Genomic DNA, 25,845 nt, shown 5'->3' with positions numbered 1-25,845 from the left:
ATAATTCACCCGTATTTGCGTTTTTTTGCAGATGCATTGAACTTTGTAAATTTTCCAGAGAGTTATCCGAATGCTCGCCAGCCCCGCGCGTCTCACCTACCGTCAGCCACTCCCCAGCGACCTGCGGCCATTGTTCGCGATCTTCGGCGACCCTCGGACCCACCTGTTCAACCCCGCCGGCCCCCTGACGTGCCTGGCCGATGCGCAACGCCTGCTCGACGGCTGGCTCGAGCAGTGGGCCAGCGAGGGCTATGGCTGGTGGGCGATTGCGCACCACGCAGCACCCGAGCACATCATCGGCTTTGGCGGTATCGCGCCTCTCAATTACCTGACGCAAAGGCGCATCAACCTGGGTTACCGCTTTGCCGAGCAAGCATGGGGCCAGGGCTATGCCACCGAAGTGGGGCGCGATGCCCTGAAGTTGGCATTTGAAACCCTGGCGTTACCCGAGGTATTTGGCCTGGTCCGGCCCGACCATGCGGCGTCGATCCGCGTGCTGGAGAAGCTTGGCATGCAGCCTTTCGGCCTGCTCGATGATGTACCCGGCAAGCCACCCAGCCGGGTATTCAGGATTTGTCATCCTACAACTGCTCAAAGCTGACACTTTTCACAGCCGCGCAAGACCTCATATAACCCTGATCTTTCAGATTGACAGGGGATAGGGACCTCGATATAAAAGCCACAGTTGTACGACGACATATGACGTTACATATGTCCTACCTAACAAAAATAAAAAGTGATGCCATGAACTTGATCGAGCCCATCCATGCTCATCGCGTTGGCCAAGCAGTAGGTAACTACCGCTGGACCATCTGCGCGATGCTGTTTTTCGCGACCACCGTCAACTACCTCGACCGCCAGGTGCTCAGCTTGCTGGCGCCGCAACTGTCGACGCAATTTGGCTGGAGCAACACCGATTACGCCAACATTGCCGCGGTGTTCCAGTTTGTCTACGCAATCTCCATGCTGTTCGCCGGGCGTTTTGTCGACAAGATCGGCACCAAGGCGGCCTACGTGGTGGCGATTGGCATCTGGTCCACGGGCGCCATCATGCATGCGTTCTCGGTACCGATGGGCGAGGGCATCGCGGCGATCAGCGCTGCAATCGGCCTGGCGGTGATTCCGGTGTCGATTGCCGGCTTTATGCTCTCCCGCGCCGTGCTGGCGATTGGTGAAGCGGGCAACTTCCCGATTGCGATCAAGGCCACTGCCGAATATTTCCCCAAGAAAGAACGCTCCCTGGCCACGGGTATCTTCAACTCCGGTGCCAACGTCGGGGCGATCCTGGCGCCGATCTGCGTACCGTTGATTGCCGGGTTATGGGGCTGGGAAGCGGCCTTCATCGTGATCGGCGGCCTGGGCTTTGTGTGGGTGGCGGTGTGGGTCGCGCTGTACAAGAAGCCGGATGAGCAAAAACGCCTGTCGGCCGCCGAGCTGGCGTATATCCGCAGCGACCAGACCGTGCAGCCGTTCACCCCGGCAGCTGCGGGCGATGTAACGAAAAAAGTCTCGTGGTTCAAGCTGCTCACCTACCGCCAGACCTGGGCCTTCGCCTTCGGCAAGTTCATGACCGACGGCGTGTGGTGGTTCTTTCTGTTCTGGCTGCCCACCTACTTGTCGGCGCAATACGGCATGAAAGGTCCCGACATCGTGCTGCCCCTGGCGGTGCTGTACAGCATGACCATGGTCGGTAGCATCGGCGGCGGCTGGTTCCCGAGCTACTTCATGGCCCGTGGCGATGCGCCGTATGACGGCCGCATGAAAGCCATGCTGGTGATCGCCCTGTTTCCGCTGGTGGTGCTGTTGGCGCAACCCCTGGGCTACATCAGCTTCTGGGTGCCGGTATTGTTGATCGGCGTGGGCGCGTCGGCGCACCAGGCGTGGTCGTGCAACATCTTTACCACCGTGTCCGATATGTTCCCGCAGAAGACCGTGGCCTCGGTGGTCGGCATCGGCGGCATGGCCGGCGGTTTGGGCGGGGTGGTGATGACCAAGATTGGTGGCTGGGTGTTCGACTACTACAAGTCAGTCAACGATATCCACACCGGCTACATGATCATGTTCGCGATCTGTGCCCTGGCCTACCTGGTGGCCTGGAGCGTGATGAAGACGCTGGTGCCGCGCCACAAGGAAATCACCGACCTGTAAGGCTTGATGTCCCGCGCGGCAATCGCGCGGGACCGTTTCACAGCGCGCGGGCCCAAGTCTGGCTGACCAGGGATTTACCGAAGCTGACCATCGGTTCCTCCTCCACCAACTCAAACCCGGCTTTCTGATAGAGCTTGCGCGCATCGGTCAGGATGTCCACGGTCCACAGCAGCATGCGGGTGTAGCCCACCTGGCGGGCAAAGCGCACGCACTCGTCCACCAAACGCTGGCCGATGCCCATGCCCCGCGCGCTGGCATCCACGTAGAGCATGCGCAACTTGGCTGTGGTGTCGTCATGGCGGATCACAAACACCGACCCCACCACCTCACCGTCCTTTTCCGCGATCCAGCAACGCTCGGAGGTCGGATCAAATTCGCGCAGGTACTTGGCGACAATCTCCGCCACCAGCGCTTCGAATTCCCAATTCCAGCCATATTCACGTGCGTATATCGCGGTTTGTTGTTGCACCACCAACCCCATGTCGCCGGGTTGTGGATCGCGTAGCAGATAGCTGGGCGCCGTGCCTTGCAGCAGGGCCTGGATGCGTTTCATGGCTTCGGTGAGCTGATGCTGTTGCTGCTCCGGCAGGCTGTCGAGCAGGGCGATGACTTCGTTCTGGGTGCGTTGCTCCAGGGGCGCCAACACGGCGCGACCGAGATCGCTGAGGTGCAATTGCACCGCGCGAGCATCGGTAACGGAGCGGACTTTCTGGATCAGGCCGCGCTTTTCCAGGCCGCCTACCAGCCGGCTCAGATAACCCGCGTCCAGGCTGAGCATGTGGCACAGGTCAGCGCTGGTGAGATCGCCTCGGGAAGACAACTCGTACATCACGCGGATTTCGGTGAGCGAGTAGTCGCTTTGCAGCAGGTGTTCCTGCAGCACGCCGATCTGCTGCGTATAGAAGCGGTTGAAGCCGCGCACGACACCAGCGCGTTCGATAAGCAGAGGGGTAGACATGCGCGAATGCTCGAATGGTTGCCTGGGGCAATTATATTGTTGCTTCAGGCAAGCATGTCAATCCATTTGATCAGGTGCGCACCACCGTCAGAATAATGCGAACAGCCAGGACCACACCGATCAATACTGCGGCTATCCCGGCCGTTTCCATGAGCGTGGGCCAACGCGTGCTGAACCACAGGCCGAGCAGGCTGGCGAACAAGGATTCAAGGGCTATCAACTGGCTGCTCAGCACCATCGGCAGGCGCTGGGTCGCAGCGTTCCAGGCCCAGGCGCCGATCAGGGTCGACATCAGCGCGATAAACAAACACCAGGCATACAATGGCCCCGCCTGGGCAAAGCCGAAACCGAGGGTTGGCAGCTTGAACAAGCCCAGCATCTGCGCCAGCGGTACCAGGCACAGCGTGGCAATACCACTGCCCGTCAGCATGAGCGCGGTCCAGACGCCGGTTGCGGAGGGCGCGAGGGCCTGCAACTGCTTCTGGTTGATCACGCTGAAGCCCACCCACACCACCACGGCACCCACTGAAAAGCACAGACCGGCCAGCCAGTCGCCACTGTTCGCAGGGGCGTGTTGGAGGCTGCTGAGATTCGACAGCAGCAATCCTGCCGTCAAGAACCCCAGCGGGATGGCCAGCCGGCGCCAGGGCACGGTCTTGTTCCTGGCGTTACCGAGCAGGGCCAGCAACACGGGGACCATGCTGACAAACGTCGGGGTCAACACCGGGCCGCCGAAGACGACGCCAGCGGTAATGCAGGCGCCGTAGCCCAGGCAGCCCGTTACACCGAGTCCGGCAGCGATCCACAACCGGCGCGGGCCAAGACAGCGCAATTGGGCGCGATACAGAATCAACCCCGCGCAGCCGAGTACGCCGGCGATCAGGTACCGCACCGCCATGAAGTCAAAGAGGCTGTATTCACCGGTGACGTATGGCGCGATGAAATTCAGCGCCCAGCCCAGGGTCGCGATAACGGCAAGGCTTACGCCGAGGAAAGCGGAGGTCTGCATGGAGGGTGTCCCTGAAGTCATGCATTCATGGTGCCCAGCCACGCGGGTATGCTACAAACGAGTTCTCAGCCCTGGATACATAACCTCAGATAATGAATGCACTCGGCAAAACCCTACCGCCTCTCGCGAGCTTGTTGCCCTTTGAAGCGGCGGCGCGCCTGGAGAGTTTCTCCAGGGCGGCCGATGAGCTTCACATCACCCAGGCCGCTATCAGCCGGCAGATTCGGGGCCTGGAAGACAACTTGGGCGTCAAGCTGTTTTCAAGGCGCAATCGCGCAGTGTTCCTCACCCAGGAAGGGCGTGAGCTCGGACGGGTGGTGAGCCTTGCGCTGCAAAGCATCAGCGAGGGGGCCGCCAGCCTGCGCGCGTCGCACCACCGCAACCGGGTGGTGCTGCTGTGCCAGTTGTGCGAAGCGTTTTATTGGCTGATGCCGCGCCTCTCGACGTTTCACCAGCAATACCCGCACATCGAGATCCAGGTGGTGACCTCCACCCGGCCACTCACGGAATTCAATGACCCTTTCGACGTGGCGCTGCAAAGCACCTGGCGCGCCAGTGGCTCGCATCCGTTGATGTTCACCGCGTCCGACGAGGTGTTTCCGGTGTGCAGTCCCGCCTACCTGAGCGCGGAACAACCGCTGCCGATCACCGAATTGCAGTCCTATACATTTTTGCACCACAGCGCTGACGCGCCCCACTTGATGGAGTGGGATGAGTGGCTACGGGTGTTCGGGCAGTTGATGGCCGGGAATGCACGCAGTGCCAGCTTCGACAGTTACCCGCTGATGCTGCAAGCGGCCGTGGAAGGGCACGGTATCGCCATGGGCTGGCGGCGTACGGCGAGTCGGTTGATTGAAAGCGGCGCGCTCGTAAGGCCGTGTGCGCAGAGTGTGCATTTGCCTGAGGCTATTTCGGTGTACAGGCGCCAAGGGGAGGGGAACCGGGCGGAGGTTGCGGCCTTGCTGGCTTGGCTGGAAGCGCAGTTGCAGGATGACGAGGGGGAAGGCGTCGGCGAGCGCGTCACCCGTGGCTAACCCGGCGTCCTGCCGGGTTAGCCTCCGATTCAAGCCTGGGTTCGGGCACCGTGTTTGACGGGGCGCCCGAGATTAAAAGCAGATCACGCGCAGCCAGCTACTGATTACGTGTCACCCGCCACACGGTGTTGGCCAAGTCATCGGCAATGATCAGCGCACCTTTCGGGTCCACCGTCACACCCACCGGACGCCCACGGGTCTTGCCGTCGTCACCGCGAAAGCCGGTGGCAAAGTCGATCGGCTCACCGGATGGCTTGCCGTTGCTGAAGGGCACAAAGATCACCTTGTAGCCCACTGGGTTGTCGCGGTTCCAACTGCCGTGCTCGCCGACGAACACGCCGTCGGCAAACTTCTCGCCCATTTGCGGGATCGAAAAGTCCACGCCGAGCGCCGCCACGTGGGAACCCAGGCTGTAATCCGGCTTGATCGCGGCGGCGACCTTGGCCGGGTTCTGCGGTTGGGCGCGCGGGTCGACGTTCTGGCCCCAATAACTGTAGGGCCAGCCGTAAAACGCGCCTTCGCGCACGGAGGTCAGGTAGTCCGGCACCAGGTCCGGGCCGAGTTCGTCGCGTTCGTTGACCACCGTCCACAATTGCCCGGTGTCCGGCTGGATGGTCAGTGCCGTCGGGTTACGCAAGCCGGTGGCGTAGGGCTTGTGCGCGCCGGTGGTGGCGTCGATCTGCCAGACCATCGCACGGTCGATCTCCACTTCCATGCCGCGTTCGGTGACGTTGCTGTTGGAACCGATACCGACGTAGAGCTGGCTGCCGTCGGCGCTCACGGCCAGGGATTTGGTCCAGTGATGGTTGATCTGCGCCGGCAGGTCGGTGACGGTGCTGGGCGGGCCGCTGGCCTTGGTCTGGCCGTCGGCGTAGTCGAAGCTCACCAGCGCGTCCTGGTTGGCCACGTAGAGTTTGCCGTTGGCAAACGCCAGGCCGTACGGCGCGTTGAGGTTGTCGGCGAACACCGTCTTGAGTTCGTAGGTGCCGTCACCATCGGCGTCGCGCAGCAACGTCAGGCGGTTGCCGCTCTTGACCTTGGTGTTGCCTTCGGCCTTGATCAGGCTGGCGATCACATCCTTGGGCTTGAGCTTGGCCGCGCTGCCGCCACGGCCTTCGGCCACGAGGATGTCACCGTTGGGCAACAGCAGGGTCTGGCGCGGGATGGCGAGGTCCGTGGCGATCGCCGTGACGCTGAAGCCTTCCGGAACCTTGGGTTTCTGCTCGCCCCAGGGCGCAGGCTCGGCGATCTTCATGCTCGGCAACAGGCTGCTTTGTTGTTCCGGCAGCTTGGGGTCGGGGCCGCGTGCCTGGGTCTTGTCGCCTTCGCCACCGCAGGCGGCGAGCAATAATGTGGCGCTCAACAGGGTCAGGGTGCTGGACGTTTTCATTTGACACCTCCCGCGCGCAGGCCGGTCCAGGTGGCCGCCAGTGTCAGCAGCAAGACGATGGCCGACAGGACCAGGCCGGTCGGCATCGAGGCGTAGGCATCCTTGGCATGCTGGAAGGCATTGACCAGGCCCACTACCCAGGTGGCCAACAGTAGCAGGACATAGCGTGTGGGTTGCCCGGCCTTGCGTTCGGCACGGAGCAGGTTGACCAGTGCGAACAGAAACGCGAAGCCAGCAAACACCAGCGCGCCGGCAATCAACCAGGACGCGAAGTTGGCCCATTGAATCTGGTAGGTCTGGGTGTAGGCAATGTCGCTGAGCAAGGCGCCGAGAAACAACGGCACGGTGCCGGCCAGTAAGGTCGCATGCAGCGGCCCGGGTGTGTATCGGTAAGCGGGAAGGGTAGTCATCGTGGTAGCGGCTCCTTGTTGTACAACGCCCCTTAGCGGGGCAGCGCATAGGAAGTGAACGCACCGCGTGTCAGAAAGTTCAGCGTGAATCGTGTCGAAATATTGTGAACCCTCTGGGCCGGTTTCGGCCTAACGCCGTATCATTTCCGCACTTTTATTCCGTCAGGCGCTTCCATGACTCATCCTCGCATCGGCTTCGCATGCCAGTACAAGCATCCCGAACGCCTGCTGTCGGCCAGCGCCTTGAAGCTGATCGAAGGCCCCTTCAACCCGCGCACGACCACGTTGCGTTGGATGGAGAGTGTCTCGCCGCAGGTGGCTCGCGACAAATTGGTGGAAGTGGTCACCCACAACCTGGCCGCCCAATTACGCCTGCTGAGCTATGTCGCTGGACTGCCACCGACCCTGCGCATGCTGCGCCTGAGCAGTGATCTGCTGCCGTTCTATAGCCATCCGAACGTTGCCGCCGTCTATAAAGACCCGGCCATCGAGCGTCAATTGGTGGAGGGTTTTGCCGCCATCGGCGAGCTGGCCCGCGCTGCGGATATCCGCCTGTCGTTCCACCCCGGCCAGTACTGTGTGCTCGGTTCGGAGAACCCCGGCGTGGTGGAAAACAGCCTGGCTGAATTCGAATACCACGCCGACATGATCCGCATGATGGGCTACGGCCGGCGCTTCCAGGACCTCAAGTGCAACGTGCATATTGCCGGCCGCCTCGGCGTGGAAGGCACCCGTGCGGTGTGGTCGCGCCTGTCGGAAGTGGCGCGCAACTGCATCACCTTTGAGAACGACGAAAAGACCTACGGCCTCGATCATTGCCTGCAAGTGGCCGACCTGGCGCCGGTGGTGCTGGACATTCACCACTGCTGGGTCAACGAAAACCACTACATCGACCCCCACTCGGAGCGGGTCGCCCGTGTGATCGAAAGCTGGCGCGGCGTACGGCCGACCCTGCACTATTCCCAACCCCAGGAGAGCCTGCAGGAACTGGGATTCGACGCCGAGCATAAGCTGGAAATGGACGCGCTGTTGCAGGTGGTGTCCAAGCGGGACCTGTACGCCCACAGCGCGCAGATGTGGAACCGCTGGACCAACGACTACGCGCTGCAATTTCTCGATCGCTTCGACATCATGCTTGAAGCCAAGGACAAGAACGTCGCCTCGCTGGCGTTCCATGAGCACTGGAAGCGGCGCAGCCCACCTTGAAGAGGGGCCATCGCAATAGCGCAAGGCGTGCAGGACGTTGTGCGATCAATCCTCAGCCTGCATGCTGGCAGGCCTGACACAAGGAACCGCCCTATGCCAACCCTGCATCTGCTCTGCGGCAAGATCGCCTCGGGCAAGTCCACGCTCGCCACGCGCCTTGCCGCCGAGCACGCCGCCATTGTGCTGAGTGAAGACCACTGGCTCGCCACGCTTTACCCGGGTGAAATCCGCGCCATTGCCGATTACCTCAGCTGCGCCCAGCGTATTCGCGGCGTGCTGGGGCCGCTGGTCATCAATATGCTGCAATCGGGCGTCAACGTGGTGCTGGATTTTCCTGCCAATACCTTGGCCAGCCGCGAATGGCTGTTGGGCCTGGCGCACGTCGCCCAGGTCCCGCACTGCCTGCATTACCTTGAACGGGATGACGCCACCTGCCGCGCCCGACTGCACGCGCGCAACGTCCAAGGTGAGCATGACTTTGCCGCCACGGATGCCGAATTTGACCTGATTACCCGCCACTTCTGCGTGCCGAGCGAGGAGGAGGGGCTGGTGATCGAGAGGCATCGGCCATGAGCGCATCGCGATCCACTGGCGTGGACGCCGACGGTTTTATCCTCACGGTTTCCGACGGCCCCGTGCAGCGTGAGTTTCAGCCATTGCTTGAGGATGTCTGCAACCAACTCTCACATCCAGAGTTTGGGGTGGACGGCATTTACCTCTATGGCAGCGTGGCGCGCGGCGATGCCGTCCCGGGTGTTTCAGATCTTGATCTCACGCTGGTGCTGCGCGAGTCGCCGACGTCAACGCAGTTGGCGCGCTTGGACGTCGTGCGGTGCGACCTGGAGCGGCGGCACCCGCACGTCACCAAGGTGGATTTCGATATCGGCAGCCGCGCACAAGCACTTGCGGCTGAAAACCGGAACCGCTGGGGCTACTGGCTCAAGCACCATTGCCGATGCGTATGGGGCAATGACCTGGCACTGCACTTCGAGCGGTTTCGGCCGTCACTGGACATTGCCTTGGCCGTGAATGGTGACTATGCAGCGGTGCTGATAGCCTATGTCACCCGCATCGCACGTGCCGACACCGAGCAAGAACGCCTGCGCCTGCAGCGCGAAGCGTCGCGCAAACTGATCAGAGCCACCCAGGTATTGAGTGGAGAAGACGGATCGACGTGGCCGCAGACACTTGAAGAGCATGTTGCGCTGTTCCTACGGGGTTATCCGACGCAGGTTGCCCAGGTAGCCTTCTTCCTGTTTGAAGCCCGAAACCCCAGTGCCGACAGCGAAAAATTCTTAGATCGGCTTCAAGCATTTCTGGGCTGGATGGTTTCACAGCAAAGGTAGATAGCAGCTCCCATACCGATCTTCGCCATGGCTCAAATTGCGCTCGCCGCTACGACCGAAATCCCACTTACACAGCCGATCCCCTGTGGGAGCTGTCGAGCTTTAGCGAGGCTGCGATAGCGGTGTGTCAGGCGCTGAAGATGTTGGCAGTGCCGCCGCCTTCGCAGCAGCTCCCTCACTCAATGTTGGTCGCGCACTTCCAGGCTCATACCGTTGGCGTATGAACCCCCCGCATGTCGCTCGTTCACTCCTTTATCCCGTTGACGGTAGGCGGCACCTCAATGAGCATCGCCGCCTTCCTCAGGACTTGAACCGGCCCACCAGCCCATTCAACTCATCCGACAGGTCCGACAGCCGCCCGGAGTCGTCCTGCGCCGAGTTGGCCAGGCTTTCCACCAGCCGCGCTTCGTCGTAGATCTGTTGGATGTGCCGGTTAATCTCTTCGGCCACGCTGTGCTGCTCCTCGGCGGCAGCGGAGATCTGCAGGTTCTGGTCGCGGATTTCGTTGACCGACGTCTGGATGCCTTCAAAGCTGTCCCGCGCGCTTTCGATGGACGAGACGCTGGCGCGCGACAGGTCCAGGCAACTGCCCATTTTTTGCGTGACTTCCTGGGTCTTGTTTTCCAGGGTGCCGAGCAGTTGCTCGATCTCGCCCGTGGAGTCGGAAGTGCGTTTGGCCAGCGCGCGCACTTCGTCAGCGACCACGGCGAAGCCACGGCCCTGGTCACCGGCACGGGCAGCCTCGATGGCGGCGTTGAGCGCCAGCAGGTTGGTCTGTTCGGCGATCGCGCGAATGGTGCCGAGGATTTGGTTGATGCTGCGGCTGCCGGCTTCCAGCTCGACCATGGCCTGGGACGATTCGGTGAGGCGCCGACCCAGACGGTTGACGTTATCGGTGGTGGCTTCGATCTGCTGTTTGCCCTCGGCCACACGCCGGTGCCCGTTTTCGGCGGATTCCGCCGCACCGCTGCATGAGCGCGCGACTTCGTTGGCGGTAGCCACCATCTCGTTGAACGCCGTCGACACCAATTCGACCGCCTCGCGTTGCCGGCCGGCGGCCTCGTTCATGTTGTGCGCCACCTCGCTGTTGACCTTGGAGGCGTTCTGCAGGTTGGCCGAGGCCGCGCCGATATGCTGGATCAGTTGGCGGATCGCCGCGAGAAACTTGTTGAACCAGCCAGCCAGTTCGGCGGTTTCATCTTTGCCCTGTACCTGCAGTTCGTGGCGCAAGTCGCCTTCACCTTGGGCGATGGACTGCAGACCGGTACTGACCTGGCCGATGGGTTTGACGATGACCTTGGAGAACGCCGCCGCGATCAGCCCGAAGATCAGCACCAGCACGCCGACGATGGTCGCGGTGAGGTAGGTCATACGGGTGGCTTCTGCCATGACTTCACGGTGTTCGATCAGCCCGATATAGCGCCAGCCGAGGCCGGGCGAGGTCCACACGTTGGCCATGTAGCGCACGCCGTCGATCACCACTTCCGTGGAGCCCTGAGGGGTGTCGGCCAAATGCGCATAAGGCGCGCCCAGGTCCTTGAGCGGCTTGAAGCTGTGGGCGGCGTCACGCGGGTCTACCAGCACCACGCCGTCTTCGATCAGCATCACATAGCCGCTTTCTCCCAGCTTGATGCTTTTGACCAGTTCGGTGAGGTTCTTCAGCGACACGCTGACCACGAATACGCCCTTGGGCTTGCCGTTGTCCAACAGCGCCCGCGCGGTGCCTACCAGTGCCACGTCGTCTTTGTCGTAGTAGTAAGCGGGGGTGCGCACGGTCTTGCCGGGGCTGGCCATCGCGGCCTTGTACCAAGGGCGGGTGCGTGGGTCGTACTTGGCCAGTTGCGGGTCATCCGGCCATTTGGCGTAGGTGCCGTCTTCCAGGCCGATGGAGAGGATCGCCGCCGCCGGGTGCGTGGCACCAAAGCGCGCGAAACGGTCGATCACGGCTTGCGCTTCGGCCGGCATCGGCTGGCTGGCCGCGTCGGTGGGCTGATAGTTCTTCAGCGTATTCACCGACGTGTATACAGGGTCGGTGGCCATCTGATCGACGTTTTGCAGTGTGCCGTCGAAGAACTGCCGGATATTTCCATCGATCTGGCGGATTTCACGGGTGCTGCCATCGATGAACTGATCCACGGCCTGGGTGCGCGTGTTCATGACCGAGATCACCGCCACCAGGCTTACCGGAATAAAAGCGACAGAGACGAATGCCAGTACCAGCTTATTTTTTATTTTCATCGAGACGACCATCAGCGGAGAGGGCGGCCAAATCGCCGATTTCAATCAATAAAATACGGCGATTCGCTGTTTCTGCTGTTTCGGCCCGATACTGGTAAATCTTTAGGGTTTTTTGTACACAATACAAAGTGCTTATTGTTCTGTATCCAATCAGTACACATCACGCAGATAACGCTTCTGCTCGCTCAAGTGCCGCCAGTAGTCCACGGCGCCTTCCACGCCAAGCCCGCCGTGGGTTTGCGCCACTTGGCGCAGGGCCTGGTCGACGTCTTTGGCCATATGGCTGGCGTCGCCGCAGATGTACAGCTTCGCGCCGTCCTGCAGCCAGCGCCACAGTTCGGCGCCCTGTTCGCGGATGCGGTCCTGCACGTAGACCTTCTGCGCCTGATCGCGGGAGAACGCCAGGCTCAAGTGGGTGAGCAGGCCGTCGCGCTGCATGCCTTGCAGTTCGTCCTGATAATAGAAGTCGCTGGCCGCGTGCTGTTCACCGAAGAACAGCCAGTTGCGCCCCTGATGGCCCAGCGCTCGGCGTTCCTGCAAGAAGGCGCGGAACGGTGCGACGCCGGTGCCGGGGCCGATCATGATCATCGGCACCTCGCCGTCGCTGGGGGTGCGGAAGTGCTTGGACGGCTGCACGAACAACGGCACTTCTCCGTCGCCGACACGGTCGGCCAGGAAGGTCGAGGACACGCCTTTGCGTTTGCCATAGCGCACGGCGGCCACGGTGAGGTGCACTTGCTGCGGGTACGCCTTGGCACTCGAGGCGATCGAATACAAACGCGGTTGCAGGCGCTTGAGCGTGCCCAGCAGTTCGTCCGCCGAGCACTCGATCGGGTATTCCTGCAGCACGTCCGCCAGTTGCCGGCCCCACAACCAGTCATTCAATTGGGCCTTGTGCTCGGGGTTGAGCAGGTGCTTGAGGCCAGGGTTGGCGCTGCGCTCGGCGATGAAGGTCAAGGTATCGCTGCTGGGCCGGGCGATTTCGAAATGCTGGGTGAGCGCCTGTTGCAGGGGCACATCGCCGAAAGTGTCGATGTTCACGCTGGCACTGGGGCTCAGGCGGGTAAGGTCGAGCAGTTCGCTGACCAGTTCGGGGCAGTTGCGCGGCCGCACGCCCAACGCGTCACCGGCTTCATAAGTCAGCCCGGAGTCGGCCAGGTCCAGGGCGAACTGGCGGGTCTCCTTGTGCGGGCTTTGCGGGTTCAGGTGCCGGTTGAGCAGCAGGCGTGAGCCGTACAGCTTGGTCTTGCCGGCAGGCGTGGCCGGTGCGGCGAGTGCTACGGGCTTTGTCGGGTGGAGGGTCTGTTGGAAGCGCACCAGCCAGGCATCGGCCAGGGCTTCGAATTCGGTGTCGCAATCGACGCGTTCCAACAGGCGGGTTGCGCCCAGTTCCAACAGGCGCTGATCGAGCTGTTTGCCATGGTTGCAGAACTGGTCGTAGTTCGGATCGCCCAAGGCCAGCACCGCAAAGCGCAGCGACTCCAGGCGCGTCTCGGCGGTGCTGAGGCTGTGCCAGAAGCCTTCGCCATTGTCCGGCGGGTCGCCGTCGCCAAAGGTGCTGCTGATCAGCGCCAGGGTGTGGGTGCTCGCCAGTTTGCTTGCGGGGAAGTCTGACATCGCGCTCAGCTCCACCGTGATGCCCGCCTCGCGCAGGCGCTTGGCGAATCGTTCGGCCAGGGCTTCGGCGTTGCCGGTTTGCGATGCCCACAGCAAGGTGACGGCCGGGGAGGGCGCGGCGAGGGCTTCCGTATGGCTGAACAACCCGCCGAGCACGCCGTTCAGCCACAGCCGGGATGCGTCGGCCAGGGGGGCATTCGCGGGCATTGTCGGTACGCCGACAGCCTGGCGCGCGGCGTTGGATTGCAGGCCGCTGAGGAAGCCGGCGAGGTAGGTGCGCTCACTGTCGCTCAGGGGCGGTGGCGATACGTGACGGATGCCGGCGAGGTCGGCGAAGGCGTCGAGGCGCGACATGGTGCAATCCTCTGCTACGGGGGAAGGGAGGTCCAGGAACTGGTGGTCGATCAGTTCGACCCGGGCCAGGGCGACGGCGCAGAACTTGAACTCGGGCTGCAAGGAAATCGGGTCCACCGCATCGTTGGTCACCGCATTGATCGCCAGGTGTTCGCCGAACACATCGTTCCAATGAAACGGCGCAAAACAGTTGCCTGGCCGCACACGGTCGGTGACCACGGCGGGCAGCACGGCGTGGCCGCGCTGGGAGCGTACTTCAACCCGGTCCTTGTCCTGGATGCCCAGGCGGGCGGCGTCTTCCGGGTGCAGCTCGACGAAGGGGCCAGGGTTGAGTTTGTTCAACGTGGCGACTTTGCCGGTCTTGGTCAGGGTGTGCCATTGGTGCTGCACGCGGCCGGTGTTGAGCACGAAGGGGAAGGTGTCATCGGGCATCTCGGCGGGCGGCATATGGGGGCGGGCGAGGAACTGCGCCTTGCCGTTATCGGTGGCGAACGCGAGGGTGCCGTTGGTGCGGTAGCGGATCGGGTTGCGGTGCGCGGCCTCAGTGGATGCGCAGGGCCATTGCAGCGGCTGTTCACGCAGGCGCGAGTAACTCGCGCCACGGATGTCGTAGCCGGTATTGGGGTTCCAGGCGCGTTTGATTTCTTCAAATACGTCGGCGGCGCAGGCATAGGTGAACGCCTCGGCAAAGCCCATCTCACACGCAACCCTGGCGATGATCTGCCAGTCGGGCAGGGTCTCGCCGGGGGCGTCGACGGCTTTTTGCATCAGGGTCAGGTTGCGCTCGGAGTTGATCATCACGCCCTCGGCCTCAGCCCACAGCGCGCCGGGCAGCAGGATGTCGGCGTAGCGGTTGGTCTCGGTGTCGAGGAACGCGTCCTGGGTGATCACCAGCTCGGCGGTCTGCAGGCCATTGATCACGGTTTGGCGGTTGGGCACGCTGGCGACGGGATTGGTGCAGATGATCCAGCAGGCCTTGATCTGCCCGGCGGCCATCTGTTCGAACATCGCCACGGTGCCGCTACCGGCCTGTCGCGGCAGGCTGTCGTGGGGGATCTGCCACAGGTCCTCGATAAACACGCGGTCGGCCTCGACCAGTACCGAGCGTTGCCCCGGCAGGCCGGGGCCCATGTAGCCCATTTCGCGCCCGCCCATGGCGTTGGGTTGACCGGTGAGGGAAAACGGCCCGCTGCCCGGACGGCAAATGGCGCCGGTGGCCAGGTGCAGGTTGCACAGGGCGTTGGTATTCCAGGTGCCGTGGGTGCTCTGGTTAAGGCCCATGGTCCAGCAGCTCATCCACTCGGCGGCCTGGCCGATCCAGTCGGCGGCTTGGCGGATATCGGCTTCGGCAAGGCCGGTGATCGCCGCCACCCGTTCTGGCGAGTAGTCCTCCAGGAACGCGGGCATGGCCTCCCAGCCCTCGGTAAACGCGGCAATAAAGGCCGGGTCGGTATGGCCGTTTTTGACCAGCAGGTGCAACAGGCCGTTGAGCAGGGCGAGGTCGGTGCCGGGTTTGATGGGCAGGAACAGGTTGGCCTTGTCCGCCGTAGCGCTGCGCCGAGGGTCGACCACGATCAACTTCGCCCCGGCCTTGACCCGGTCCATCATGCGCAGGAACAGGATCGGGTGACAGTCGGCCATGTTCGCGCCGATCACGAAGAACAGGTCGGCGCGGTCGAAGTCTTCATAGGAGCCTGGCGGGCCGTCGGAGCCGAGGGACAGTTTGTAGCCGCTGCCGGCGCTGGCCATGCACAAGCGTGAGTTGGACTCGATATTGGCGGTGCGCACGAAGCCCTTGGCCAATTTGTTGATCAGGTATTGGGACTCCAGCGACATCTGGCCCGACACGTAGAACGCCAACGCATCCGGCCCGTGGGTGTCGAGGATCTGGCGCAGGCGGCCTGCGGTTTCACGGATGGCCTTGTCCATGGCGATGCGCACCGGGTCATGCTCACGCGCCTGGCGCACATAGGCGTTCTCCATGCGCCCGGACTCGGCGATGGCTTGCCCGCAGGTGGTGCCCTTGGTGCACAGGCGGCCGAAGTTGGTGGGGTGGGCCTTATCGCCGATCACCTTGACCACTTTATTCTGCTCGACCTGCATGACGATGCCGCAGCCCACGCCACAATAAGGACACACACTGCGCACGTTTTGGTTTGCCATCCGTAACCCCGTAAACAAAAAAGGCGCCTTGTAACCCTCCGTTGAAAAAACGGGGATTACACGGCGCCTTTGTCGTGAGAGGGCAATCAGCGTTGATTGCCTGGTTGAAGTGTTCCTAGCAAGTCACGCGCCAGGTTTTTTATCGGCCTGAAACACCCATTCTGAGGAGGACCGAGATCATTGTGGCGAGGGAGCTTGCTCCCGCTGGTGTGCGCAGCGCTCCCAGGATGTTGGGGCCGCTACGCAGCCCAGCGGGAGCAAGCTCCCTCGCCACAGGAAGCGGGTGGGTGCACTTTTATGACGCGGGGCGCACCAGTTGGAGGCGCTGAAAGCGCGCGTAAAAAACCGCTGATTACGTTGTGATGCCGTGAACGCAGGCCTTGTCTTCGGTTGGCACAGACCCTGCAAGCTCCCTCTCAACCCACCTCGGTCAACGACGATCGACACCATGGGCAATAGCGGTGTATCCGGCGCAGTCGCCCGATCCGAACCCGCATAAGAACAGGCAAAGACGCCTGGAACCGAAAGGTTTCAGGCGTTTTTTTTTGCTTTTTTAAACCGTGATGAGCTTTGTCGGGTGATTTATATGAACAGTCTCAAAACCCTGATCGTCGTCGGCAATGGCATGGTCGGCCACCACTGTGTGGCGCAATTGATCGAACGCGGCGTGCTGGATCACTACCGCTTGCATGTGTTCAGCGAGGAGCCGATGCGTGCCTATGACCGGGTGCATCTGTCCGAGTATTTCACCGGCCGCGATGCTGAGTCGCTGGCACTCTCAGACGCTTCGCTGTACCAGACGCCGGGGGTGACGTTGCACCTGGGCGTGCCGGTATTGGAGATCGACCGCGCCCGCTGCGAGGTGATCACCGCCGACGGTTGCGTGGCCTATGACAAGCTGGTGCTGGCGACCGGTTCCTATCCGTTCGTGCCGCCCATCGAGGGCGCCGAAGGCGATTCGCGCCTGGTGTACCGCACCCTTGAAGACCTGGATGCCATCCGTAAGGCCGCCGCCAATGCGCGGCGCGGTGTGGTAGTGGGCGGTGGCCTGCTGGGCCTGGAAGCCGCCAACGCGCTGAAGAGCCTGGGCCTTGAAGCGCACGTGGTAGAGTTCGCGCCGCGCTTGATGCCGGTGCAACTGGACGATTTTGGCGGCCTGGCGCTCAAGGCGCAGATCGAGCGGTTGGGCGTGGGGGTGCATTTGTCGCGTGCGACTCAGTCAATCAGCGCCGGCGAGCAGTACCGCTATCGCATGAATTTTGCCAATGACGAGTTCCTCGAAACCGACCTGATCGTGTTTTCCGCCGGCATCCGCGCCCAGGACGCACTGGCTCGCCAGGCCGGCCTGGAGATCGGTCCGCGTGGCGGCGTGGTGATCAACGACGAGTGCCTGAGCTGCGACCCGAACATTTACGCGATTGGCGAATGCGCCTCCTGGAACGGCAGCCTGTTCGGCCTGGTCGCGCCGGGCTACCAGATGGCCCGTGGGGTTGCCGCGCTGCTCTGCGAGCAAACCGCCGAGCCGTTTGTGGGCGCGGACATGTCGACCAAACTCAAGTTGCTCGGCGTGGACGTGGGCTCCATCGGCGACGCCCACGCCCACACGCCCGGCGCGCGCAGTTATCAATTTATCGACGAGGCCAGCGCCAGCTACCGCCGGCTGGTGGTGGATGCCTCGGGCAAGCACGTGATCGGTGCTGTTTTGGTGGGCGATAACAGCTACTACGACACCTTGCTGCAATACATGCAGAACAGCATCGCGCTGCCGTCCGAGCCGGCCAGCCTGATCCTGCCATCCTCCAGCGGTGCGCCGACCCTCGGCCCTGGTGCGTTGCCGGAGTCGGCCACGGTGTGCTCCTGCCACAACGTGACCAAAGGCTCGATCTGCTCGGCCATCGACAGCGGCTGCAGCGACCTCGGCCTGCTCAAATCCCAGACCAAGGCCTGCACTGGTTGCGGCGGCTGCGCGGGGTTGCTCAAGCAAGTGTTCGAGCATGAGCTGATCGCCCGGGGTGTCAGCGTCGACAAGAGCCTGTGCGAACACTTCGCCCACACCCGGCAGGAACTGTATGCCCTGGTGCGCGTGGAAGGCATCATCACCTTCGAAGAACTGCTGGCCAAACACGGCCGTGGCCACACCGGTTGCGACGTGTGCAAGCCGGCGGTGGGTTCGATCCTGGCGTCGTGCTGGAACCAACCGATCATGGACGCCTCCCTGGTGCCGCTGCAGGACACCAACGATACGTTCATGGCCAACATGCAGAAGAACGGCACCTACTCGGTGGTGCCTCGCATTCCGGGCGGCGAGATCACTGCGGACAAACTTATCGTGATCGGCGAGGTGGCGAAGAAATACGACCTCTACACCAAGATCACCGGCGGCCAGCGCATCGACCTGTTTGGCGCGCAACTGCACGAGCTGCCGGATATCTGGGCCGAATTGATCGCGGCCGGTTTCGAGACCGGGCATGCGTATGGCAAATCCACGCGCACGGTGAAGTCCTGCGTGGGCAGTACCTGGTGCCGTTACGGCGTGCAAGACAGCGTGAAAATGGCGCTGCTGATCGAGGACCGCTACAAGGGCCTGCGCTCGCCGCACAAGCTCAAGTTCGCGGTGTCCGGCTGCACCCGCGAGTGCGCCGAAGCCCAGAGCAAAGACGTGGGCGTGATCGCCACCGAGAAGGGCTGGAACCTCTACATCGCCGGCAACGGCGGCATGCGCCCACGTCATGCGGAGCTGTTCGCCACCGACCTGGATGACGCCACGCTGATCCGCTACATCGACCGTTTCCTGATGTTCTACATCCGCACCGCCGACAAGTTGCAGCGCACCTCGGTATGGCGCGAAAGCCTGGAAGGCGGCCTGGATTTCCTCAAGGATGTGATCCTGGACGACAGCCTGGGCCTGGGTGCCGAGCTGGAAGCGCAGATGCAACGGGTGGTCGACCGCTATGAATGCGAGTGGGCCAACGCCCTCAAGGACCCGGAAAAACTCAAGCGTTTCCGCACCTTCGTCAACGACAAACGCCCCGACCCGGACATCCACTTCGTCCAGGAACGCGGCCAGCGCCGGCCGATCATGGCCGCTGAACTCAACCTGATTCCCGTCATCGAGGAGATTGCCTGATGAGCCAGCCTGATACTCAACGCACCCTGGCCACTTGGAAAAGTGTGTGCAGCGAGGCCGACCTGGTGAGCAATTCCGGGGTGGTGGTGTGGTTGGACGGCGCCCAAGTCGCGCTGTTCTACCTGCCCGGTGCGCAGGACCAGACGCTGTACGCCATCGACAACCACGACCCGCAATCCGGCGCGAATGTGATCGGTCGTGGCTTGGTCGGCAGCATCAAGGGCGACCTGGTGGTGGCCGCACCGATCTACAAGCAGCATTACCGTTTGCACGACGGCCAATGCCTGGAGGCACCGGAGCAGCGCCTGCGAGTGTGGCCGGTGCGGTTGAATGCTGGCGTGGTGGAAGTCAGCGTGGGCTGACACACCCAGGTCAAAATGTGGGAGGGGGCTTGCTCCCGATAGCGGACTGCCGGTCAACAGATTCATTGGCTGATCCACCGCCATCGGGAGCAAGCCCCCTCCCACATATGACCTGTGTTGCATCCGATAGAGCTTACTGCTGCACCTAGTCGCTGATCAGGCGGCCAGCGCCGTCGCGTCATGAGTCAGCGTGGGCTGACACACCGAGGTCAAAATGTGGGAGGGGGCTTGCCCCCGATGGCGGAGTGCCGGTCAACAGATTCATTGGCTGATCCACCGCCATCGGGAGCAAGCCCCCTCCCACATTTGAACTGTGTTGCATCCGATAGAGCTTACTGCTGCACCTAGTCGCTGATCAGGCGGCCAGCGCCGTGGCGTCATGAGTCAGCGTGATCTGACACACTGAGGTCAAAATGTGGGAGGGGGCTTGCTCCCGATAGCGGACTGCCGGTCAACAGATTCATTGGCTGATCCACCGCCATCGGGAGCAAGCCCCTTCCCACATTTGAACTGTGTTGCATCCGATAGATGCTTACTGCTCTTTGCTGCAATCACGCGGGGTGATGCCTTTTTCCTTGGCGTACTGCGCGGCAGAGGCTTCGATGATCGGCCGCAACAGTGCGCGGTCGGCCTGTACCCAGTCGCTGATCAGGTTCCAGCGCTGGCCATCCCATTGCTGGAAGCGCACGGCGCCGCCGCCTTCGTGGTCGGCGCAGGAGAGTTTCAGCGGTTGCACCAGGCCTTTGGCGCCGAGTGCCTGCAGCCGCGCATCGTCGAGGTTCAGGTGTTCGAACCCCCAGCGCACTTGTTCGCCGGTGAGCGGTTGGTGGCCGTATTTTTCCTGGGCCAGGCGCAGCGCTTCGACGTTGAGAATGCCGTTGACCACGCCCAGGTTGTAATACACGGTGCCAAAGCGCTTGGGGTCGGCCAGGTTGCCTTTGCCGGCGTCCACCACGCTTTGCTTGATGCCTTGCAAGACCGGAAAGTCGGTGCCGGAAGGGTGCGTGGTGATCGAGATAAAGCCCTTGGCGGCGGCACCGGCGGGCACCACGTCTTCCTCCGAGTTGCTCCAGATATTGCCGATGATGTGATCGGCCGGGTAGCCGACTTTTTGCGCGGATTTCAGCGCCACCGGGTTCATCACGCCCCAGCCGCGCAGGATCACCCAGTCGGGTTTGAGGCGGCGGATATTCAGCCACTGCGATTGCTGTTCGTTACCGGGGTGCGGCACTTCGAGCAGGGTCAATTCGAAGCCGGCATTTTTTGCCAGGGTTTCCAGTACGCCATTGGTTTCCTTGCCGTACGGCGAGCCGTGGTACAGCACCGCAATTTTCTTGCCCTTGAGCTTGTCCGCGCCCCCTTCGCGTTGGCCGATGTAGTTGATGATCGCCGAAACTTCCGAGTACGGATTGAGCTGCAGCGGAAATACATAGGGGAACACGCTGCCATCGGTGGAGTCGGTACGGCCGTGGTTGATGGTGATCAGCGGCAATTTGTCGGCGGTGGAACGTTCCAAGGTGGCGTAGGCGATGCCCACAGACAGCGGGTTGGTCGCGGCGGCCGGGGCGCCGTTGAGTCCGCCCTTGAGGCGTTCGTAGCATTCGACGCCTTTCTCCACCACGTACTCGGTCTCGCATTCACTCCAGGTCAGCTTGACGCCGTTAACCCCGCCCTTGGCGTTGATGTATTGCAGGTAGTCGATAAACCCGCCGAAGAAACCGGTGCCGCCGGCGGCGTACGGGCCGACCCGGTAGCTCTGCAACGGGAAGTATTGTTCGTTGGCAGCCTGGGCGCCGGCCGAGAGCGTGCCGGTGATCAGGGCCAGGCCCAAGGCCAGGTGGCGCAGCGATAAGCGGTGTGTCATGGAGGTCATTCCTGGGAGGTTATTGAGTTCAGTAACGCAGCGGCCACACCCTGGCCCGTTGACGAAAGCGCTGCCACAGGCGGGCCAGCCCCTCCGGTTCCTTGATCAAAAAAGCGATGATCAGCGCGCCGAAGAGCATCTTCTGGATGTTCTCCAGTTGGCCCGCGTCCATCAGCCCGGCGGGCAGCAGGGCGAAGAGGTTGCCCAGCAGGATCGGGAACAACACGATGAACGCCGCCCCCAGGAAGTTGCCGAGCACGCTGCCCAGGCCGCCGATAATGATGATGAACAAGACCTGGAAGGAGCGGCTCAGGTCGAAGCCGTGAGGCTCGACGGTACCCAGGTAAGCGAAGGCCCACAGTGAGCCCGCGACGCCCAAGTAAAAGCCGCTGATCGCAAACGCCAGCAGCTTGGTTTTCAACAGGCGAATACCGATGACGGCGGCGGCGGTGTCCATGTCGCGTACCGCCATCCAGTTGCGGCCAAGCTCGCTGCGGACCAGGTTTTTGCCCAGCCAGAACAGCGCCGCCACTAGGGTCAACGTCAGTACATAGCGGCCTCGGGGTGAGCTGAAATCCAGCCCGGCAACCAGCAGCGGTGGCGAGGTGATCACTCCGGAAGCGTTGTCGTCGGTGAACCAGCTGAAGCGGGTGAGCACCCACTCCACCACGAACTGCGCGGCCAGGGTCGCCACCAGCAAGTAAAACCCCTTGATACGCAGGCTCGGCAGCCCGAAGAGCACCGCCACCAGCGCCGCGATCACACCCCCCAGGGCAAAGCTGACCAGCAGCGGCAAACCGGGCACGCGCAGGTGCAGGTTGTAGGCGGCGAACGCGCCCACGGCCATGAACGCTGCCGAGCCCAATGAGAGTTGCCCGGCGTAGCCCGTCAGCAGGTTGAGCCCAAGCCCCGCCAGCGACAGCACCAGCAGCGGCACCAGAATGGCGCTGAACCAGTAGTCATTGCCCAGCCACGGCAGCGCAAAAAACGCAAAGCCCAGCAGCAGCCACAGCCCGATGCGGTCCTGGCGCAGACGGAAGGTACGGCGCTCGGCCGCGTAGGAGGTGCTGATTTGACCGACTTCTTGATACAGCATGCAGGCATTTCCTCAAGGACAATCAGACCCGTTCGATGGCGCGCTCGCCGAATAAGCCGGCAGGCCGCACCAGCAGGAACAGCAAGGCAAGGACGTACGGCACCCAGTTTTCAATGCCGCTGCCGATGATCGGGCCGAGGTAGATCTCGGCGATTTTCTCGCTTGCGCCGATGATCAAACCGCCGACAATCGCGCCGCCGATGGAAGAGAAACCGCCGATGATCAACACCGGCAATGCCTTGAGCACCACCAGCGACAGCGAGAACTGCACCCCCAGGCGCGCGCCCCAGAGCAACCCGGCCACCAGGCCGACAAACCCCGCCACCGCCCACACCAGCGCCCAGATACGCGGCAGCCGGATACCCACGGCCATGGAGGCCAGCGGGTCATCCGCCACCGCACGCAACGACAGACCCACCCGCGTCTTGTTGAACAGCAGCGACAGGGCGATCACCAGCACGGCGGCGGTGCCGGCGGCAAACAGGTCGAATTGCGAGAGCAGCATGCCGCGGATTTCCAGCGGCTCGTCGGCGATGCCGAGGTCCAGCCCATGCACCTGTGCGCCCCAGAGGAACTGGGCGAACCCTTCGATCAGGTAAGACAGCCCAAGGGTGGCCATAAACAGGATGATCGGCGGGCGATTGACCAAAGGGCGCAGCACCACTTTTTCGATCAGCAGCGCCAGCACCACCATGCTTGCCAGGGTGAGCAGGAACGCCCAGGCGAAGGGGAAGCCGCGTTCCAGCAGGCTGACAAATGTCAGCGCGGCGAACAGCACCATGGCGCCCTGGGCAAAGTTGAACACGCCCGAGGCTTTGTAGATCAGCACAAAACCAATCGCCACCAGGGAATACATCACGCCCGCCAGCAGCCCGCCGATCAGCACTTCGAAGAAAAATTCCATGCTCAAGTCCCCAGGTAAGCGGCGATGACATCGGGGTTGGCGCGCACCTGCTCCGGGGTGCCGTCGCCAATCTTGCGACCGTAGTCGAGGACCACCACGTGGTCGCACAGGCCCATGACCACGCCGATATCGTGTTCGATCAACACCACGGTGGTGCCGAACTCGCGGTTGATGTCCCGGATGAACTGACTCATCTGCGCTTTCTCCTGCGCGTTCATGCCGGCCATGGGTTCATCCAGCAGTAGCAGGGTGGGCTCGGACGCCAGGGCGCGGGCCAGTTCGACACGCTTTTGCAGGCCATAGGGCAGGGTGCCTACCAGCACATGGCGCCAGGGATGGATCTGCAGAAAGGCAATCACCTTTTCCGCGTGCAGGCGGTGCGTGTCGTCCTCGCTGGGCGCGCGGCCCAGGCGCAGCATCTGTTCGATCCAACTGCTGCGGCGCTTGAGGTTGCGCCCGGTGAGTACGTTGTCGAGCACACTCATGCCCTTGAACAGCGCGATGTTCTGGAAGGTCCGCGCAATCCCGCCTTCGGCCGCCTGGTGCGCGCGCATACGCCGTCGCGTCTGGCCCGCGTAGTGGACAGTGCCGCTCTGGGGGTGGTAGACCCCGTTGATCACATTGAGCAGCGAGCTTTTACCCGCGCCGTTGGGGCCGATCAGCCCGCAGATGTCGCCGGCTTTGACGTCGAAACTGATGGAGGTGATGGCCTTGATACCCTTGAACGACAGGGAGATGTCATCGAGCCGCAGTAATACCGATTGAGTGGGTGAGTGCATGGCGGGCTCGTCAGACAGGCTGAGACAGCAAGTGATCGGTGGTTTCGTGGCGGGGGGAGGGCTCTTGCCAGTGGCCGGGTCGAATCCCCAAGGCGCAGAAGAACGCCGCCGTTTCCGGGCTCAGCGGCGGCCCGACCAGCAGCGGTACACGCAGGCGGCTCATGCCCAGCACATCCCGCAAGGGACGCCGCACCAACCAGTGGCCCAGCCAGTGGCGAGCGGGGGATGAGCTCGGCTGCATGGCCCAGCGGTACACGTGGTGGCTGAGAGTGCTCGGCATGGGCAGGCGCTCTTGTACCCACTGTTCCAGGCGGGCGTAGGATTCGCGGGTGCCGAGCACTAACGTGGGGCCGAGCTCTCGGCGGTCGGTGTCACGCGTGGCCAGAGCCTCGGGAAAATTGAGGCAAAACCCGGTGTGCAGCCAGGGGGCAAGCAGGTAACGCGCTTGCCCGCTGGCGGCGAATACCCGTGCGGCCAATGCCTCCTCTTCCGCGCTCAGTTGTTCCCGCTGGACCAGCGTGCGAGCGCCCGCCAGCAACTGCGTGTGAGTCAAGCGCAGCGGGGTGTCGGCATGAAAGACGAACGCAGTATCGCCCGGTTGCGTGGCGCAGACGGGGGCGGGCGTGTCCGCGCTTAAGTCGGTATAGGCGATCAACTCGGCGCTTTGCTGCTGACTCAGCCCACGTCCGTCGAGGTACATCACCACTGCGCCTTCACGCAGGTGTTGCAGCGATTGCAGGTCTTGCGCCAGCACGAAGCGCGGCCGCAGCCCGGCGAGCAGCGCACGGTTGTCGCGGTCCGGGTCCAGCAGCGTGACGCTGCCCCCCAGCCATTGCGCCGCCAGCGCCAACAGCAGCGCTTCGGGACGCGCTTGGCTGATGATCAACAGATCATCGTGCTGACGGAAATTGCGCGCCTGCAGGGCCGCGGCGAGCCGGTTAACCTCGTGCGCCAGTTCGCTCCAGCTGCGCGTGTGCCAGATGCCCAGATGCTTGTAGCGCAAGGCAATCGCCGAGCCTCGGGTGTGGGCTTGAAGCAACAGCGCCTGGGGCAGTGTTTGAGGCATGGGGGCATCCTTCGGGTTGATGCGAAGGCGTTTGCACGCGTCATGCCATAGCGTTAAATGCTTTTATTTCAATTGGATACGAGTGTTTTATGAAGAGTTTGGTTGTGTTGATTCCGCACAAGCTGTCCAAGCACTGTTGTTGCGCCAACAGCGTTGTCAGTGGATGTCGTCGGTGGCGTGCTCCGGCCGGTCAGGTCGGTATGAGCCCCGCGTCCCGATAGCTCTGCACCAGTTCGTCGTACAAACGCAGATCGGCGCGCGTGCGGGCAATCAACTGTGCACCGGCAATGGCGGTGTAGATGGCGCGGGCGCGGCGCTCGCAGCTTTCGGCATCGCCGGGTTGGATCTCAGCGAGCAGGGCCGCCAGCCAAGCCACGTTGATATCGGCAAACGCCAGGATCTCTTTCTTGACGGCCTCGGGCAGGTCCTGGTATTCGGCCGCCATAAAGCTGGACAGGCATAACCGATTACCGTCCTCGAGGGATTGGCGAAAGATGCTGGGGTAGATTTGCATGCACTCCAGCGGATCCGGGTTTTCCAGGCGTATGGCCTCGAGGGCACTGGCGGTGTTTTCCCAATAGCGCTTGGCGACGGCCGCGCCGAGCTCGGCTTTGCTCGGGAAGTGGTAATAGATACTGGCGTTCTTGATCCCCACCGTTTCGCCGATGCTGCGAAAGTTGATGCCGCTGTAGCCGTAATGCTGAGCCGCGGCTTTGGCGGCTTCCAAGATGGCTTCACGCGCGTTTTCACTCACGTAGGGATTCCTCAGTCGTG

20 protein-coding genes and 1 pseudogene are annotated in these 25,845 nt (G+C 62.5%); 8 read left to right on the top strand and 13 right to left on the bottom strand.

What is annotated here, in order from left to right; genetic code table 11:
- The first annotated feature begins 70 nt into the window (after positions 1-70).
- Both ACI512_RS20875 and ACI512_RS20870 read left to right on the top strand, forming a co-directional pair.
- Positions 71-601, top strand: coding sequence for a GNAT family N-acetyltransferase (locus tag ACI512_RS20875; RefSeq protein ID WP_405121304.1), 531 nt, complete (start codon positions 71-73; stop codon positions 599-601).
- 143 nt (positions 602-744) lie between these two features.
- On the top strand, positions 745-2,148 hold the full coding sequence (locus tag ACI512_RS20870; RefSeq protein ID WP_236381437.1) for an MFS transporter: 1,404 nt from the start codon (positions 745-747) through the stop codon (positions 2,146-2,148).
- 37 nt (positions 2,149-2,185) lie between these two features.
- Here the strand turns inward: ACI512_RS20870 and ACI512_RS20865 are convergent, their stop codons facing one another.
- Positions 2,186-3,106, bottom strand: coding sequence for a bifunctional helix-turn-helix transcriptional regulator/GNAT family N-acetyltransferase (locus ACI512_RS20865; RefSeq protein WP_046036193.1), 921 nt, complete (start codon positions 3,104-3,106; stop codon positions 2,186-2,188).
- 70 nt (positions 3,107-3,176) lie between these two features.
- Positions 3,177-4,115: a DMT family transporter gene (locus tag ACI512_RS20860; RefSeq protein WP_236381439.1), complete on the bottom strand. Its 939-nt coding sequence runs from the start codon at positions 4,113-4,115 to the stop codon at positions 3,177-3,179.
- A gap of 92 nt (positions 4,116-4,207) precedes the next feature.
- Here ACI512_RS20860 and ACI512_RS20855 point away from each other — a divergent pair, with 92 nt between their 5' ends.
- Positions 4,208-5,149, top strand: a complete 942-nt coding sequence (locus tag ACI512_RS20855) for a LysR substrate-binding domain-containing protein (protein ID WP_236381441.1) — start codon at positions 4,208-4,210, stop codon at positions 5,147-5,149.
- A gap of 97 nt (positions 5,150-5,246) precedes the next feature.
- On the opposite strand, the gene ACI512_RS20850 is transcribed toward ACI512_RS20855, so the two are convergent.
- Positions 5,247-6,539, bottom strand: coding sequence for a sorbosone dehydrogenase family protein (locus ACI512_RS20850; protein ID WP_231809537.1), 1,293 nt, complete (start codon positions 6,537-6,539; stop codon positions 5,247-5,249).
- Positions 6,536-6,949 (bottom strand): DUF2231 domain-containing protein, encoded by a 414-nt coding sequence (locus ACI512_RS20845; RefSeq protein ID WP_046036189.1) that lies wholly within the window; start codon positions 6,947-6,949, stop codon positions 6,536-6,538. The genes ACI512_RS20850 and ACI512_RS20845 overlap by 4 nt, the downstream gene beginning before the upstream one ends.
- A gap of 174 nt (positions 6,950-7,123) precedes the next feature.
- Here ACI512_RS20845 and ACI512_RS20840 point away from each other — a divergent pair, with 174 nt between their 5' ends.
- The 3 genes from ACI512_RS20840 to ACI512_RS20830 all read left to right on the top strand — a co-directional run bounded on the left by ACI512_RS20840 (position 7,124) and on the right by ACI512_RS20830 (position 9,501).
- Entirely contained in the window at positions 7,124-8,155 is a 1,032-nt protein-coding gene (locus ACI512_RS20840; protein ID WP_064053427.1) for a UV damage endonuclease UvsE, read from the top strand.
- A 93-nt stretch (positions 8,156-8,248) separates the two neighbouring features.
- Positions 8,249-8,728, top strand: coding sequence for an ATP-binding protein (locus tag ACI512_RS20835; RefSeq protein ID WP_236381445.1), 480 nt, complete (start codon positions 8,249-8,251; stop codon positions 8,726-8,728).
- Entirely contained in the window at positions 8,725-9,501 is a 777-nt protein-coding gene (locus ACI512_RS20830; protein WP_405121303.1) for a nucleotidyltransferase domain-containing protein, read from the top strand. Before ACI512_RS20835 ends, ACI512_RS20830 begins: the two co-directional genes overlap by 4 nt.
- Before the next feature lie 300 nt (positions 9,502-9,801).
- Here the strand turns inward: ACI512_RS20830 and ACI512_RS20825 are convergent, their stop codons facing one another.
- The 3 genes and pseudogenes from ACI512_RS20825 to ACI512_RS20815 all read right to left on the bottom strand — a co-directional run bounded on the left by ACI512_RS20825 (position 9,802) and on the right by ACI512_RS20815 (position 15,873).
- A complete protein-coding gene (locus ACI512_RS20825; protein ID WP_370636048.1) occupies positions 9,802-10,569 on the bottom strand; it encodes a methyl-accepting chemotaxis protein in 768 nt (255 codons plus the stop codon).
- Positions 10,570-10,656: 87 nt separating this feature from the next.
- Positions 10,657-11,658, bottom strand: a pseudogene (locus ACI512_RS20820) (cache domain-containing protein); the annotation flags it as partial.
- Between the two features lie 231 nt (positions 11,659-11,889).
- Complete coding sequence (locus tag ACI512_RS20815; protein WP_405121302.1) at positions 11,890-15,873, bottom strand: molybdopterin-dependent oxidoreductase; 3,984 nt, start codon at positions 15,871-15,873, stop codon at positions 11,890-11,892.
- Between the two features lie 586 nt (positions 15,874-16,459).
- Here ACI512_RS20815 and nirB point away from each other — a divergent pair.
- Positions 16,460-19,000, top strand: coding sequence for a nitrite reductase large subunit NirB (gene nirB / locus ACI512_RS20810; protein ID WP_405121301.1), 2,541 nt, complete (start codon positions 16,460-16,462; stop codon positions 18,998-19,000).
- Positions 19,000-19,362: a nitrite reductase small subunit NirD gene (nirD, locus tag ACI512_RS20805; RefSeq protein ID WP_236381458.1), complete on the top strand. Its 363-nt coding sequence runs from the start codon at positions 19,000-19,002 to the stop codon at positions 19,360-19,362. The genes nirB and nirD overlap by 1 nt, the downstream gene beginning before the upstream one ends.
- Before the next feature lie 532 nt (positions 19,363-19,894).
- On the opposite strand, the gene ACI512_RS20800 is transcribed toward nirD, so the two are convergent.
- The 6 genes from ACI512_RS20800 to ACI512_RS20775 form a co-directional block, all read right to left on the bottom strand.
- The gene (locus ACI512_RS20800) at positions 19,895-21,226 is read right to left on the bottom strand and encodes an ABC transporter substrate-binding protein (protein WP_236383731.1); all 1,332 of its coding nucleotides are present in this window, start codon (positions 21,224-21,226) and stop codon (positions 19,895-19,897) included.
- A 28-nt stretch (positions 21,227-21,254) separates the two neighbouring features.
- Positions 21,255-22,322, bottom strand: coding sequence for a branched-chain amino acid ABC transporter permease (locus tag ACI512_RS20795; protein ID WP_405121300.1), 1,068 nt, complete (start codon positions 22,320-22,322; stop codon positions 21,255-21,257).
- Positions 22,323-22,344: 22 nt separating this feature from the next.
- On the bottom strand, positions 22,345-23,226 hold the full coding sequence (locus tag ACI512_RS20790) for a branched-chain amino acid ABC transporter permease (RefSeq protein WP_012724577.1): 882 nt from the start codon (positions 23,224-23,226) through the stop codon (positions 22,345-22,347).
- A gap of 2 nt (positions 23,227-23,228) precedes the next feature.
- Positions 23,229-24,005 carry an ABC transporter ATP-binding protein gene (locus tag ACI512_RS20785; RefSeq protein ID WP_012724576.1) on the bottom strand — a complete coding sequence of 259 codons (777 nt, stop codon included), beginning with the start codon at positions 24,003-24,005 and terminating at the stop codon, positions 23,229-23,231.
- Between the two features lie 10 nt (positions 24,006-24,015).
- Positions 24,016-25,071, bottom strand: coding sequence for an AMP-binding protein (locus tag ACI512_RS20780; RefSeq protein WP_236383733.1), 1,056 nt, complete (start codon positions 25,069-25,071; stop codon positions 24,016-24,018).
- Positions 25,072-25,261: 190 nt separating this feature from the next.
- Entirely contained in the window at positions 25,262-25,825 is a 564-nt protein-coding gene (locus tag ACI512_RS20775) for a TetR/AcrR family transcriptional regulator (protein ID WP_250948681.1), read from the bottom strand.
- Positions 25,826-25,845: the final 20 nt, after the last annotated feature.

It is taken from the genome of Pseudomonas petroselini (genome assembly GCF_045037875.1).
Lineage (GTDB): Bacteria > Pseudomonadota > Gammaproteobacteria > Pseudomonadales > Pseudomonadaceae > Aquipseudomonas > Aquipseudomonas petroselini.
This window is presented reverse-complemented; position numbering and strand designations above follow the sequence as displayed.